12 protein-coding genes are annotated in these 15017 nt (G+C 45.2%); 10 read left to right on the top strand and 2 right to left on the bottom strand.

Annotated elements, in window-relative coordinates:
• Positions 1-86 precede the first annotated feature (86 nt).
• Both AC0VYE_RS20285 and AC0VYE_RS20280 read left to right on the top strand, forming a co-directional pair.
• The gene (locus tag AC0VYE_RS20285) at positions 87-1385 is read left to right on the top strand and encodes an MFS transporter (RefSeq protein ID WP_475442737.1); all 1299 of its coding nucleotides are present in this window, start codon (positions 87-89) and stop codon (positions 1383-1385) included.
• 481 nt (positions 1386-1866) lie between these two features.
• A complete protein-coding gene (locus AC0VYE_RS20280) occupies positions 1867-2472 on the top strand; it encodes a DUF1349 domain-containing protein (protein WP_475442736.1) in 606 nt (201 codons plus the stop codon).
• Between the two features lie 254 nt (positions 2473-2726).
• Here AC0VYE_RS20280 and AC0VYE_RS20275 read toward each other — a convergent pair whose 3' ends face one another.
• On the bottom strand, positions 2727-2936 hold the full coding sequence (locus tag AC0VYE_RS20275) for a hypothetical protein (RefSeq protein WP_076265468.1): 210 nt from the start codon (positions 2934-2936) through the stop codon (positions 2727-2729).
• A 108-nt stretch (positions 2937-3044) separates the two neighbouring features.
• On the opposite strand from AC0VYE_RS20275, the gene AC0VYE_RS20270 reads away from it, so the two are divergent.
• The 5 genes from AC0VYE_RS20270 to AC0VYE_RS20250 all read left to right on the top strand — a co-directional run bounded on the left by AC0VYE_RS20270 (position 3045) and on the right by AC0VYE_RS20250 (position 10016).
• Entirely contained in the window at positions 3045-4166 is a 1122-nt protein-coding gene (locus tag AC0VYE_RS20270) for a GerAB/ArcD/ProY family transporter (RefSeq protein ID WP_475442735.1), read from the top strand.
• Positions 4150-5598 carry a spore germination protein gene (locus AC0VYE_RS20265; protein ID WP_475442734.1) on the top strand — a complete coding sequence of 483 codons (1449 nt, stop codon included), beginning with the start codon at positions 4150-4152 and terminating at the stop codon, positions 5596-5598. Before AC0VYE_RS20270 ends, AC0VYE_RS20265 begins: the two co-directional genes overlap by 17 nt.
• Positions 5595-6734: a Ger(x)C family spore germination protein gene (locus AC0VYE_RS20260; RefSeq protein ID WP_475442733.1), complete on the top strand. Its 1140-nt coding sequence runs from the start codon at positions 5595-5597 to the stop codon at positions 6732-6734. Before AC0VYE_RS20265 ends, AC0VYE_RS20260 begins: the two co-directional genes overlap by 4 nt.
• A gap of 826 nt (positions 6735-7560) precedes the next feature.
• Complete coding sequence (locus tag AC0VYE_RS20255) at positions 7561-8769, top strand: substrate-binding domain-containing protein (RefSeq protein ID WP_475442732.1); 1209 nt, start codon at positions 7561-7563, stop codon at positions 8767-8769.
• A 71-nt stretch (positions 8770-8840) separates the two neighbouring features.
• Complete coding sequence (locus tag AC0VYE_RS20250) at positions 8841-10016, top strand: levoglucosan dehydrogenase (RefSeq protein ID WP_475442731.1); 1176 nt, start codon at positions 8841-8843, stop codon at positions 10014-10016.
• A gap of 115 nt (positions 10017-10131) precedes the next feature.
• Here AC0VYE_RS20250 and AC0VYE_RS20245 read toward each other — a convergent pair whose 3' ends face one another.
• Positions 10132-11949 carry a cache domain-containing sensor histidine kinase gene (locus AC0VYE_RS20245; RefSeq protein ID WP_475442730.1) on the bottom strand — a complete coding sequence of 606 codons (1818 nt, stop codon included), beginning with the start codon at positions 11947-11949 and terminating at the stop codon, positions 10132-10134.
• A gap of 77 nt (positions 11950-12026) precedes the next feature.
• Here AC0VYE_RS20245 and AC0VYE_RS20240 point away from each other — a divergent pair, with 77 nt between their 5' ends.
• Genes AC0VYE_RS20240 through AC0VYE_RS20230 form a run of 3 tightly spaced genes read left to right on the top strand, consistent with a single transcriptional unit; the run spans position 12027 to position 14897 of the window.
• A complete protein-coding gene (locus tag AC0VYE_RS20240) occupies positions 12027-13454 on the top strand; it encodes a response regulator (protein ID WP_076265474.1) in 1428 nt (475 codons plus the stop codon).
• Positions 13455-13477: 23 nt separating this feature from the next.
• A complete protein-coding gene (locus AC0VYE_RS20235) occupies positions 13478-14572 on the top strand; it encodes an ABC transporter substrate-binding protein (protein ID WP_475442729.1) in 1095 nt (364 codons plus the stop codon).
• Positions 14514-14897, top strand: a complete 384-nt coding sequence (locus tag AC0VYE_RS20230) for a hypothetical protein (RefSeq protein WP_475442728.1) — start codon at positions 14514-14516, stop codon at positions 14895-14897. Before AC0VYE_RS20235 ends, AC0VYE_RS20230 begins: the two co-directional genes overlap by 59 nt.
• The last annotated feature ends 120 nt before the right edge of the window (positions 14898-15017 follow it).

The following is a 15017-nucleotide window of genomic DNA, read 5'->3' as shown; positions in this document are numbered from 1 at the left end:
CGAATGGGATCGCTCAGTGCATATAAAACTGTTGTTTTATTATTCAAATATACAAGAACAAAATAAACACAAACTGGACCTAGCTTTTGCCTTGGCAGTTGCTTGATTATCATTGTATTATGAAACACTGCAAAGTGTGGGAGGTGAATTGTTTTATTTTAAAGAAAGAAGGGGTCAGAGTGGGCAGATTATGGAGTCGGGATTTTGTAACGATTTGTTTAAGTCATTTTTTTATCTTCTTGACCTTTTATATGTTAGCCGTTACCTTACCGCAATTTGTACTCGATGAGCTGAATGGGAGTAAGGAAGGTATCGGACTTGTTATCACTTTTTTTGTTATTTCTGCGGTCATTTCAAGACCTTTAACCGGAAAATGGCTAAACGAGATAAGTAAGCGAAAAATTTTAATTATTACTTTAATTATTTCTACGATATGTAGTTTGTCGTACACATGGATTGACAACTATTCGACCCTGCTCGTATTGCGTGTTATTCATGGTTTTGCTTTTGGGATGGTGACTACATCCACTTCAACCATTGTTTTGGACATTATCCCTGAACATCGGAAAGGAGAAGGAGTTGGGTATTTTAGTTTGTTTATGAGTCTCGCAATGGTAATTGGGCCATTTATAGGCTTATGGATAACAACGCAAATTAACTATAGTGTTATGTTTATTGCGGTTGCTGTTTTTTCACTGCTTTCCTTATTATGCGGGGTTATTACAAGGTTCCCAAGTCACGTGAATGCAACCTCAATGGTATTTGTTAAAGGGTTTCGCCGTTACTTTGAGACGCTGGCGATGCCTATTTCCATAGTTGGTTTTTTACTTGCGTTTTCTTATGGTGCCTTATCTACATTTATCTCAGTTTATGCCAAAACGCTTGGGCTGGAGAGTATTGCAAGCTATTTCTTTGTGGTTTTGGCATTAATGATCCTCCTAACTCGACCTTTTACCGGGCGATTATTCGATCGAAAAGGAGAGCATATCCTTGCTTATTCAGGAATGCTCTTATTCATTTTCGGGATGATCTGGTTAAGCCAAGCTTATTCGGCATCTGTATTTCTTATTGCAGCAGGAATTATTGGAATCGGATATGGTGCTATTTTTCCTACCTTTATGACCATTGCGGTTAAAGCATCACCTAGTCATCGCAGGGGAGTTGCTATGAGTACGTTTTTAGTGTTTTTTGACTCAGGATATGGAATAGGATCCTATTTGCTCGGTATTCTTGCAGCAATGACAAGCTATCACATGATGTACCTGATCGGTGGACTAATCATGTTATTTACACTTATCATTTATTACTTTTTCCATCATCGGAGGCAGAAAATTGAACTTAATCGTGAAGCGGAAGTAACCACTCTGCTTGAGAAGAGCAATTAATAAGCCAATTTCCTCCTTAAAATCTGAATATTATAAAAACATATCAAAATTATTGTTATGAAGCACTGTAGGTGCACACGTTGCGGAATACCTGCTTCAACGTGAGTTTAAAGTAGATAAGATTAACCAAAAGTGGGTAACGGATTAGGGAGATAACAATTATGAAGGAAACGGTGCTCAAGATTGAATTTAATATGTATGACTATAATGCCCCTTAGGAGTCTATTATCGGCCATATAAATGATCATTTTTATTGATAAAAATGTAAAAGTTTGAAATAATTAAAAAGAGAGATAGACCGCTATTTTCATTATTACAATCTCTTACAATCAACACAGATATCAGTTGGGACTTCCTGCCTCGATGAATCTAGGTTAATATATCGTTGTTTCAGCTTAAAATGGTACTATGTATTTAAGCAATCAGTTACTTTAAACTAGTAATTTGCATCATACTTTATCTAAACAAAGGAGAATCTCAAATGGGAAATTCAATATTTAACAATTTTAAGTGGATTAATGAAAGCAAGGCAACCTATGAAAATGACAAACTGATTATTGAAGCCCCTGCAGAAAGTGATTTCTTCTGCAATAATGGAGCCGTTTCCGAAACAGGAATTACACCGGAAAATCTTTGTAATGCACCATTTTATTACACAGAAGTTACTGGCGATTTTGTGATGCGTGTTCAGGTTTCTCATGATTTCAGGGATACTTACGATGCGGCGACCATTATGGTTATGCAAGATCTTCAGGTGTGGGCTAAAGCATGCTTCGAACAGACAGATTTTGGTACACACGCTGTAGTAAGTGTTGTCACAAATCATAATTCGGATGACGCTAACGGGTGTAACATTAACGGAAATCATGTATGGTTACAGGTTGCAAGAGTTGATAACTCATTTTCATTCCATTATTCGTTGGATGGGGTTAAGTTTGATATGATGCGATTCTTTAGCTTGCCAGTCGATAAGACAATCAAGGTGGGACTTGTAGCGCAAGCGCCAATAGGAAAAGGTGGAGAACGAGTCTTTCAAAACTTTTCATTGACAAATACAAGGGTTAACAATATTCGGTATGGTGTATAACTTGATTCGAATGTCTTTGTTAACAGATATAAAGAGGTTTTTTCCAAGGTATAAGAAACTGATTAAGCTGCGATAACCCCAAATAAGTGTGGGATTATCACAGCTTTTTTTATTTTAATACACCAGAATTCCTATGGAGAACTGCCCGAACCCGAATACTTCTTAATATCTTCATTGGCATTTACTGAAAGCATTCAAATAAAGAGAGAGGTGCAGATAAATTTACTTGATAACGAAGAACGCATAAAGTCAATTTATTGCGAATCTACCGATTTCTCGACAGGCTGAAGCCGATCAGCAATAAAAAAACATAGCAGTACGGGAATCAGCGTAATGGCATTCACAAGTATAAATCCCCATGTTCCAGCAGCAATCCTTTGGTACCAATAGTAGTCAGATAAAAACATATACACCATAACAATCCAGACGGCTGAAAAAGTAGATACGATGATATAAGCTTTCATAATAATATCTCACCTCTGAGCTATTATTCCTTATGCGCATCCCAATTATGCCACGAATAAATTACCAATTACAGCGCATAATGAATCAATCGGTAAGGGAGGTTCAATATGGAACGTCGTATCACGACAATAAGCAACTTTCAAATGATGACCCTAATCGTCATTTCAACGATCGGAACCTCGAGTCTTTACGCCCCTGCAACATTTGCCGAATATGCGGAACGAAACTCTTGGTACTTGGCAGTGGCTGGAGGAATAATGGGTCTCATAAATTTGTTCGTTTTTTTGAAGCTCAATCAACTTTACCCGAATAAAAATATCATTTCTATTTGTACGCATCTGCTCGGTTCTTGGATCGGAAGCGTTATGGCCTTTTTATTTATCTGCTATTTTATTGACGTAACGTCTTGGGTTTTACGCGAGTTTTCCCAGTTTTTTATTATCGTATTAAATCCGCTCATTCCGCAGATCTGGTATTTGTCTGCCGGTGCTATCATGTGTGCGTATGCGGCTTATCATGGCCTTGAAGTGTTTGCGCGTGTTTCGGAAATAATATTCTTTGTTACGGTAACCACCTTCTTGTTGATCTACTTGCTGCTGATCAACCAATATCACCCCGAATATTTGCTTCCAATACTGGAAAACGGTCTGGCTCAGCCGCTCAGGGGGCTTTTGCTTTCCATGTCCTGGTTTGGTGATTTGATGTTTATATCAATGGTCCTGCAGCATGTTCGTAAGACGAAGCACACGACTGCTTATGCCATGAGTGCCGTGGGCATTACATTGCTGCTGCTTTTGATGTCGATCTTATCGTGCACGATGCTGTTTGGCGGCAAGACGATGGCAACCTTTACTTACCCGAGCATTAGTCTCATTCAAAATATAAAGCTGTTCAACAACATAGAACGGTTTGATGCCGCGCTCGTTGTTGTTTGGGTGATGAGCTCGTTTATCAAAATAACGGTATACTTCTGGTCCGCGCACCAAGGTCTTTCACAATTGCTGCGGCTCCGCAAGCCTCACATGTTCATTATTCCGTTGGCCATTGGTTTTGTTATCGTCTCCAAGTTCAAAGTATGGGGATTAATCGAGCTATCTGCCTTTTATGACAGCCAGTCTTGGTATTTTGTTATGTTTCAGCTATTCATTCCAGCCTTGCTGCTGTTTATTGCTTTGATCAAAGAGAATATGAAAAAAAAAGCAGGTGAATGCTGTGGGCAACAACAGTAATAACAAAACAAAGCTCACGAGCAACGTTTGCGATAACAAACGATTGCTAAAGGAATACATGCAAGCGACGGATGATCTGGTTATGGTTCATTCCACCTTTAGCCAGGGTCAGTCTGCTACGGTATGTTATCTAAATGAAATGACTGATACGAGGAAGCTTGATCTTATGTTGATTCGATATAAAGAAGATGAAAACCTGCTGACTTCTTTCCGAATGGACGAGAAGGTCTACACCATCGAGGATGCCGCAGACTCTCTTGCGGCTGGCCTATCGGTACTACTTTTTGATGAAAAAGAATATGCGATATCCATCAATACGCTCGGAATCCAACTGCGAAGCGTGGATGAACCGGTAACTGAAGCGGTAGTGAAAGGTCCAAGAAGCGGATTTACGGAGTCCTTGACCAATAATCTAGCTTTGGTCCGTTATCATTTTCCGTCACCCATCTTAAAGGTTGAATACCGCAAGGTAGGTCACTTGAGTAAAACAAACCTCATCATTCTGTCAGTTGGAGGAATAACGAATCCGGAAATTTTAAAGGAAGTCCACTTAAGAATCAGTGAAATTCCAGCGGATACGATACTGGAAGGCAATTACGTGGAGGAGTGGATCACCGATAACCGCGGGACCTTATTTCCGTTAATTGAATCGACAGAGAGGCCTGATCGAGTTATCGGCGCATTGCTTGATGGCAGAATTGCGGTCATTGTGCAAGGAACGCCTTTTGTAATGCTTCTGCCGTTTGTTTTTTTGCAAGCATTCCAAGTGAGCGAGGACTACGCCTGGAACTACTATATCGGCTCTGTGATGCGCCTAATTCGATTTTTCAGCGCAATGATCGGCATGCTGCTTCCTGCTTTTTACGTAGCTACGGTTACGTTTCACCATGAGCTGGTACCGACGACGTTACTGCAGAGCATAGCATCGGCGAAAGAGCCTGTTCCTTTTCCGGCGGTGGTGGAAAGCTTCATGATGATGATTGCTTTCGAAATTATGCGCGAAGCGGGCATCCGCATGCCGAAACAGGTCGGACAAGCTGTCAGCATCGTAGGCGCCCTCATATTGGGGCAAGCTGCCGTAGCAGCTGGAATCGTATCCCCCATTATGGTTATCGTCGCTGCTCTAACCGGAATTTGCACGTTTACGCTGCCTCCTACCGCTATTAACTATGTCATTCGTATGCTTCAGTTCGGAATGACGCTGCTTGCTTCTTTGCTAGGATATGTCGGAGTGATGGTTGGGATTATTATGCTCTTGACGTACCTCGCTTCGCTTCGCTCTTTCGGCATTCCTTATTTGGGACCTGCTTCACCATTTAAGTTCGAAGAATTAACGGACATTATCGTTCGTAGGCCGCATTCAATGAACAATAAACGGCCCGGATTGTTTCGTTCGATTCAAAACAGGCGATTCTCGGGTAAGCAAAGATGAAAGCAAGAAAATGGTTAGCTGTCGCGGTAATTGTTGTTTGTTTTATTAATACGGGCTGCAAGGGCAGTATGGAGCTTAACGAGCTCCATATCGTACATTCCATTGCCATTGACAAAGGGGAGAACGGAGCGGTTAGATTAACGGCTGAAATTGCGAGGCTGACGACTGGCGGACAACAGCCGAAGGGGATGCAGGAGCGAACGTTCTTTCTATCCACGGAGGGTAGAAGCTTATTCGAGGCTGCCCGTCTCATGAGATCGAAATCGGACCGAACGCTGCTTTGGGGCCACACGTCGGCCATTATATTTAGTGCGGACCTTGCCAGAAGCGGAATTGATAAGATGTTAGAGGATATCCGACGGTTAAGACAATTTCGGAATTCAACTTTAGTATACGTAAAGGAAGGTACTGCTTTTGAAGCGTTAAAAGTATCTATGCCGAACGTATCCATTTCTTCTCAAGCACTAAAGGGTTTATCCGAGGGAGGGAACACGACGGCCTTAACCCATAAAACTACTTTCATTGATGTCTATCAAGAATTAATTAACCAGTACAAAGACATAAGCATTCCGTCGATAGAGATTGTTAGTGACCAGGTTGATAAAAAACTTCAATTGTTACAAACGAAGGGACTTTTTGCTTTTAAAGGCGATCATCTCGTCGGTTTCTTGCATGTACAGGAAACAAAAGGTTTCCTTCGTGCTTCAGGCCAGATGAACGGTTCTTCCGAAACGATAGGGTGCGGGCGAAAAAGGGAGATGCTGACATTTGAAAACATTAATAACCGCAGCGCCATACATCCTAATGTGGATCAGCAGCTCAAAGCAATTGTCAAAATAGAAATTTATGCGGATCTGAATTTAACTAGTCAACAATGCACAGATACGAAGATCGATTCGGAAGAGGTAGCCGTTTGGGAGAGAGCGCTAAATGAAAGCATTACCAAAGAGATCGATCGGTTTATCCTATTTTCCAAGAAAAATAAGGTTGATATGCTTGGGATAGGAGAAATGATTCATCGTAAGCAGCCAAAATATTGGCGTAAAATGAAGGATAATTGGAAGGAGTACTATCCGTTAGTGAAATTTGACATACAGGTGCATACGAGAATAGATCATACGAATTTTACTTCTTGAGTCATAAAGGCTGGTAGTCACATTAAGGTGATTCCGGCCTTTTATGCGTTAAAAGCAATGTTAGTTTTTCGTTAAAAGCTGTTTCTAATTTGGTTCTTGGGGCTGTTGAATTAGGTTGTACAGATCATCTTTACGAACTGCCCTAGAGGATCGAGTTTCTTATTCAAAAATGATTCGGTTTGAATAAGAATGTCATATCAGCTAAAGTAAATAAAGATTTTGAAGGCTTTGCTAATGATATAGACGATCTGGATTCGGAAAAGGTCATGTAGATGATTCGGAAATTTATTCATGTACTCACCATCAACGAATATTTAAATCCTAATACATAGATAAGCATATATTGATATTACTTTTTTTTGCATTCGCAGCAGCAATTTTAATAATAATATGGAGAGCTAAATTTCGTTTTTAAAAATAACGTTCACTAAACTAATAGGTAAATTCAATCTAATGAACAAGGGGCGGCATCAGCTGCTCCTTGTTTTTTATTAAAACCAAAGGAGCTTTCCTTCGGTGATGATAATAAAGATGAGATGGATAATTAAATGTATACACGTTTAAAACCCAAAGTCGTGAAGGCTAAAAAATTCTCACTTTATGTTAAATTATTCTGCAGTTTTCCCGGCTTGAACCTTCTATACTTTTAATGGACACGCTTACAGTTTCAGTTGTCAGCAAAGACAAGCAGGGGTCCGAAATTATTTGAACTTGCAGAGGAGGGTTGAGTCACTTTAACGGCGTCCGATCTATGAATGCGGCGGAGTATCGAAGACCGAAGGCTTGAATTGATTTGGCATTCATCATCAAAGTGGGGGAATTGGCCATGAGAAAATGTAATTCTGTAATGGTAGCATTTATGCTTGTTTGCAGCTTGGCTCTGGCAGGCTGCGGTACGAACAACGGAAGCACCAGCGGCGCTTCGAATGCAGCTTCCGAAGCTAACGGTGCGGCAAGTAACACGACAGCAACTGACGGGGCATCATCTGCGGAAGCCAGCGGACCGCTCACAATTAATCAAGCCCTGCCGGATAAAGAAATTCTAAGCAAAGGGCCGGACGGTGAGAGTGCCGTTTCCGCCAAAACGCTGCAATTGACGGAAGAAGAGCTGAAAAAGATAAAGTCCGGTAACTACACGGCAGCTATCTCGATGCATTATGCTGGTAACGACTGGTCCAAGGCGCAGTTGAATGGTCTAAGGGATACGTTCGCCAAGATGAATATCGAAATCGTTGCCACGACAGATGCGAACTTCAAAGCAGAAACGCAGGTGGCCAACATTGAAACGATACTCGCCAAAAAGCCGCACATCCTGGTCAGTATTCCGGTCGATGCGGTCTCGACGGCAAGCGTTTTCAAGAAAGCCGCCGATGAAGGCGTAAAGCTCGTGTTCATGGACAACAAGGCAAGTGGACTTCAAGCCGGCAAAGATTACATCAGCGTGGTCTCTGCCGATAACTACGGCAATGGCGTAGAAGCCGCACACATTCTGGCGAAAGCGATCGGCGAGGAAGGTGAGGTCGGCGTGATCTACCATGATGCGGACTTCTTCGTCACGAAGCAAAGAACCGAGGCGTTCGAGAAAACGATCAAAGACGAGTATCCCAACATCAAAATCGTAGACAGAGGCGGAATCGTGGGTCCCAACGACGGCGAGAAAGTCGCTGCGGCACTGCTGACGAAGCATCCGAAGATGAATGGCATGTTCGTTGTGTGGGATGTACCGGCCGAAGGCGCGCTCGCTGCCGCACGATCCGCTGGCCGAAACGATCTGGCGATTTCGACGATCGACCTTGGCACGAACGTGGCATTGGACATTGCCAAGGGCGGCATGATCAAAGGACTTGGCGCCCAGCTGCCATACGATCAAGGTGTTGCGGAAGCGATTCTAGCGGCGTATTCCTTGTTGGGAAAAGAAGCGCCGGCGTACGTAGCGGTGCCGTCGTTGCAGGTAAATAAGGAGAACGTTCTGGCATCCTGGAAAACCGTTTACCATTCGGATGCACCTGCAGCGATTCAAGATATGGCAAAGTAATTCGTCAACTGTTGTAAAAGAACTAGTCTCGGTATTGATCCATTAATCGTATCAGTGAAGGAGAGAATACAATGCGCACATTAAACGTAGGGATGATTGGCGGAGGTTTCATGGGGAAGGCGCATTCGCTGGCTTATGCGGGAATGCCGATGTTTTTCTGGCCCGCGCCTGCCATTCCGTTCCGCAAAACGGTAGTCGATATCAATGAGGAGCTGGCTAGAGAGGCGGCTGCCCGCTACGGCTTCGATTCGTACTCCTCCGATTGGAGAAGGGTGATCGAAGATCCAAGCATCGATATCATCGATATCGTCACGCCGAATCATACGCATGCCGAAATCGCCATCGCCGCGGCCAAAGCAGGGAAGCATATTATCTCCGAAAAGCCGCTTGCCCGGACGACGGAAGAAGCAAAGCAGATGCTGGATGCCGTAAACGAAGCCGGCGTGAAGCATATGGTGGCGTTTAACTATCGACGGACGCCTGCCGTCACGCTTGCGAAGAAATATATTGAGGAAGGTGCGATTGGCAAGATTTTGAACTTCCGGGGCACCTATTTGCAGGACTGGTCGGCGCATCCGGATTCGCCGCTGTCCTGGCGTTTCCGCAAGGACGTAGCCGGTTCGGGCACACTTGGGGATATCGGCACACATGTGATAGATTTCGCCCGTTATTTGGTCGGGGAAATTACCGAAGTGATGGGAACGGCCAACACGTGGATCAAAGAGCGTCCGGTATCCTCCGGCTCTGCGGATAAGCTGGGTACGGTGAAGTCATCCGGTAACGTGCAAAAAGCGGTCGTCGACGTGGACGATGAGATAAGCACCCTGCTTCGATTCGAGAACGGCGCTGTCGGGAGCATCGAAGCGACCCGCAATGCCTGGGGACGAAACAACTTCCTGACCTTCGAAATCCATGGCGACAAAGGTTCCATCGCTTTCAATTACGAACGGCGTGACGAGCTTCAGGTCTGCTTCTCGGATGACCCGGACGACAGACGCGGATTCCGTACGATTTATACCGGTCCTGCCCATCCAAACGGTGCAGAGCTGTGGCCGATTCCGGCTCTCGGAATTGGTTATGGTGAGACGAAAATCATCGAAACACATGATTTCATATCCGCCATTGTCAACGATACGGTCGTCTCTCCGAGCTTCCAAGACGGTTATCGCATCCATATAATTTCCGATGCGATCCTGGAATCCGCAAGCAGCGGCAGATGGGTAAAAACGGTCGAGCCGCAGCAGTGACAGTTCAGGACGCGTAATCAAACACGAGGTAGCCTATGGCTACCTCGTGTTGCCTTGTTACGCTCCCTGAATCTCCGCTTGAACCAGAACAAACCGTACCGCGAACGCGGAACGCCTAAGCCGGACCACGGTTTTGGTGTTCATAGGGAATTTGAAATTCAAACTTGGTGCCTCGCTCCGGCGTGCTCTCGACATGAAATCGAACCTGTTCCCCATAGACCAGAATGAATCTGCGGAACGTGTTGAAAATGCCGGTATGCTTACGGAAATAAGGATCTTTGGTTGCCCCTTTTTCTTGAATCAACTGCCTAAGCCTGTCCAGCACGTCCGCGGATATCCCGGTTCCCGTATCGCATATCACAATCGTCATTGCGTCCGCTTGGGCACGAACCTTGACGGTGAGCTGAAACTCATCGGTGCCCATATACGGACTCCAACCATATTTGATCGCATTCTCGATATAGGGCTGAATGCTGAGCTTCATGACCGGAAAATCGAGAAGCTCGGGAGCGATCTCGAAATGGGCGTGAACGTCTTTGCCGTTACGATAGTAATGGATCTTCAGGAAATTGCGGATGTACGCCATTTCCTCTTTCAGCGTGGCCCATCCATCGTCGCTGCGAATGGTGTATCGCATCATGCGGGAGACGGACTGCACCATATCACCGACGGCCTCGCCATTGTTCCTGACCGCGTAGGATTCGATTGTCTCAAGCGTATTGAACAGAAAGTGAGGATTGATCTGGGCCTGCAGCTGCAGCAGCTCGCGTTCCTTCTCCTTCATGTTGGCCTGATACACTTCGCGCTCCATGAACTGAAGCTTGTCGAGCGTTTGATTGTAGCTATGGATTAAGAATCCGATTTCATCATAGTGGTGCTTCATCGGTACCGGGACGTAGACGCCGCGCCCTAAGCTTTGCATCCCTTTCTTCAGCCTGTACAAGGGCCTAAGTATCCCGCTCATTACAGGAAAGGCGATAATCAAGGCGATTACCAGGCTAAGGGCAGCGATCAGAAGCGTCAGCTGATAGGTTTGCCGAACCCCTTTGTTAATGCTGCTAAGCGGAGCCATCCATACGATCTTCCACTTGCTGCCGGGCAGATCGTCATAGATCGCCTGGTATTCCCGCCCGCCGGATGTGAAAAGAAGCTGCTTGCTCGCCCCGGATCCTTCGAGACTAGCTTGTTGAAAATCTTGCATCAGACCAGTTGTTAATGGCGTTTCGGACACAGTCGTATCGTCTTGCTCGCGGTACAGAATGACTTGCCCTTCCTTGTCCTTCTGATTGCTGCTCAGCATGCTCTTGATTTTCTCTTCATGAATTTCTATGATGAACAAGGCCTCTGTTCGGCCTGTGTCCGTATCCAGAATCGGTCTGATGTAAGAGAATACATTCGCTTTGCTATACAAAATATAAGGCAATAAATGCGGCGCAGTGAGCTCCGGCTTGCTGCTTGCAAATGAAGCTTTGTAGGGATGGTCGGCTGCGAACGAATATGCGGGGTTCAACTGTTTCTGGTACGAATCGAAATATACTTTCCCAATAAGGTCGACGTATAGAACACCGAGCACCTCGGGGTGAAATTGCAGTGAGTTCCGGACTAATGGCCGAAAACGCATCATCTCATTGGCCTGCTCGGTTAATTGGTCGGCAGGGGTATCAAGGAAGTTATGGAAGCTTGCATTAATAAAGAGACCATCGAAAGACTCGTTCAAGGTTTGCAAATAATCAGACAGCTCTTTGGAGACGAATTCAACATACTGCGATGAAATCGAAGCCGAATACTCCGTGCTAGAGCGAAACATAAAGAACTCTGAACTATAACTAACCAAGGATATGGGGATAATCGAAATCAGAATAAGCAGCACGAATAACTTGAACTTCAGTGATAAGCGTTGTACGATACTCTTCAAAAATATATATAAGGACATATACGAGTTCCCCCCTCGTTCGCTTCATTACCTGTATAAGCTTCGATTTAGGATTGCATGAAGGAGCTGGATTTATTATGAAAATCTGTGTCGTTGACGATGAAAGTGAGGTGCGGGTCAGCATTATTCAAAAGCTGACGGCGCTTTTTCCCCATGATAAAGTGTTTAATACGGAGTTTGGATACGAAGCCCTGAAGCGAATTGAGCTTATACAACCCGATCTAGTTTTTCTCGACATTCGAATGCCGGAGCTTGACGGACTGCAGATTCTTCAGCGATTACGTGAGAAATACCCCGCTATTTCTGTGGTCATTATATCAGGGTATGACGATTTTGAATATGCAAGGAGATCGCTCACGCTCGGAGCCAGCGGCTTTTTGCTCAAGCCGGCGGATCGCGGAGAACTGTCGGATATCGTCCTCAAGGTGAAAGGAAAGATGGAGCAGGCCTTTATGAAGGAACTAGGCCAGCTTCTGAACGTCTCGCCGATTCCGCATGTTTCCTTGGAGCAGGTGCAGCCTTTTAATGTCAGCCTGTGGTTTGACGAGCGGGAATGGAAGCATATCGAGCTCGGGGATCGCTCAGTGCTATTGGATCATTATAACTCTCCTCAAGATATTCTTCTAATAGTGACACTGGATTCCGACCTGGTAGGCATCGTCGTGAGAGTGGATTGGGAGCATACGAAGAGCGGCTTCAGAGAGCGGAAACTCTTTTTACCCGTACTGCATTCGCAAATCCGTAATATGAAGGAGCTCCGATTTTTTCAGATGAACGATTCTCCTCTTTCCGGCATTCGTGCCAATCAGAAGGAGTGGGCGAAACAAGCCGCGAAGCATAGTCAGCAAATCGTCCATCAAGCGCTAACCGGCGAGATTTCGGAGCTGGAGGTCGCTTTGGATGCATGGTTTGAATGTTTGACGAATGTAACTTACGATAATCTTCAGAAGGAATGTGCACATCTGATGGCCGTGCTGGATGAAGGTCTTGGCAGGAGTGATGTGATCCTGGTGGATGAAGACACGCTTTATTATTGGCGCGAATGGGTCGGGCGATATCATACGTGGAACGATTTGAAGGACAGGGTTCGTCATATGCTTCTAAACGGCGTCAGGGCGCTTAAAAACCTCGAGCGGCAAGGACGCGATATACCGCAAGCAAGTGACTGGTTTAAGCAGGCGTTGCAGATAATCGAGAGCTCGAGCGTCATGAACATAAACCTAGAGGTCGTGTCGGAAGCGGTAAATGTCCATCCGGTTACGCTAAGCCGCATGTTCAAACAGCAAATGGGCATCACCTTCGTGCGGTTTCTGACTCGCAGAAAAATGCAGCAAGCAAGCGCACTCTTGCTAAACACCAGCAAAAAAGTAAATGAAATATCGGAAGATATCGGGTATGCCGACTACGCGTACTTTAGAAGTCTGTTCAAGAAGGAGTTCGGTTATTCGCCGTCGGAGTTTAGGAAGAAGAATGGTATCTTAACCATACCGGACGAAAGTGAGTAAGAAAGGAAGAGAGGAGAGCCGCGATGGTTAGACCAAGGATTTATATGTTTATCCTATTCATGTTCGCGATTGGCTGCACTGGATGTTCGAGAGAGAGCTCTTATCGTTCAGAGCAGCCGGTCGAATCTTCCGCCACTATGCTGAAGGTTTTATATGCAACGGTAGAAGCGGGCTCCGAGGCGGTCATTAACGCTGCCGAGAATTACGAGCAGCAGACGGGGATCGACGTCGAAGTAAGTACGTTTCCGTATAACAGTCTGCAGGAGAAGGTGTTTACGGAATTGTCCCGGAAGAGTAGCGAATATGACCTCATAGCCGTAGATACCCCGTGGATGCCGAAAATCATTCAATATCTGGAACCGATAACTCCTTACATCCAACAAACGGCATCGACCACGGGAATTGACGATTTCATCGCGAAATTATTTTTGGACACGTCGGTCTATGACAAGGACATGCCGCAAAGGGCGCCACTTGCAATGGATACAGTCAATCTGGATCGCATAACGGCAGCAGGTTTCGATGTTTGGAGCTTGCCGATCCAGTCGAACGTGCTCACCGTCAGCTACCGAAAAGATTTATTCGAGAATGAGGCCAATCGGGTCGCATTCAAGAAAAGGTTTCATCGTGAACTCAACATCCCTTCCACTCTGGACGAATATGAGGACATTGCCAAGTTCTTTACCCGCGATAACAATCAAGATGGGTTGATTGATATGTACGGCACGACTTTGATGGCCGGTAAGCATGAAGCCAATTTTGTCGATTTCAAATCGTTTCTACACATTTTCGGTGGGAAGCTGTTCAATGAGAACCTCGATCCCGTATTCAATTCCGAAAGTGGAGTAAAGGCGCTGGAGACTTACGGAAGCTGGATACTCAAGGACAAAGTGACCTCGCCAGACGTTCTTTCCTATACGTGGGATGAGGTCGAGATCGCTTTTGGTTTTGGACAAGCTGCCATGGGAATGAACGTCCATGATGAAGCTCCATCCGAATGTGCACGGAGGGCAGGTCGGTTATTTCATGCTTCCCGGCGTGGAGCACGGCGGTACACTAGTGCGCGGACCCCATTTCGGCTCGTGGGGATTAGCTATCAACAAATATTCGGAGCATAAGGAAGAAGCCTATCAATTGGCAAATTATTTGACTAGCGCAGACGTACAGCGCGATTACTTGCGGTTTCGGCAGCACGTGACCCGGAAGTCGGCTTATGCGGCTGCCAAGACTGTACCTGAAGAGTCTGTACGCGAGTATTACGAGGTGCTCGGCCGATCCTTGAACATTGGTGTAGGAAGGCCGCGGATCAAGAATTACGACCAAATATCGGAGACCGTCCAAACGGCTGTGCAGCAGTATTTGACTGGAAAGAAAAATGCAAGGACGGCACTTGATGACGCAGCTGCTAAGGTTGGTAAATTAATGAAAGAAAGTGGCTATTAATGACGGGAAAGATGTTTTGTCTTGACCAATCGGAGGGCTGTGCGATTTAAACATCGCACGGCTCTTCTTTATATTCGGGAGATAACACCACTAAAAAATTCCCCCCTGCAGGTTAAATTC

Source organism: Pristimantibacillus sp. Z349TD_6 (genome assembly GCF_056173205.1).
This window is presented reverse-complemented; position numbering and strand designations above follow the sequence as displayed.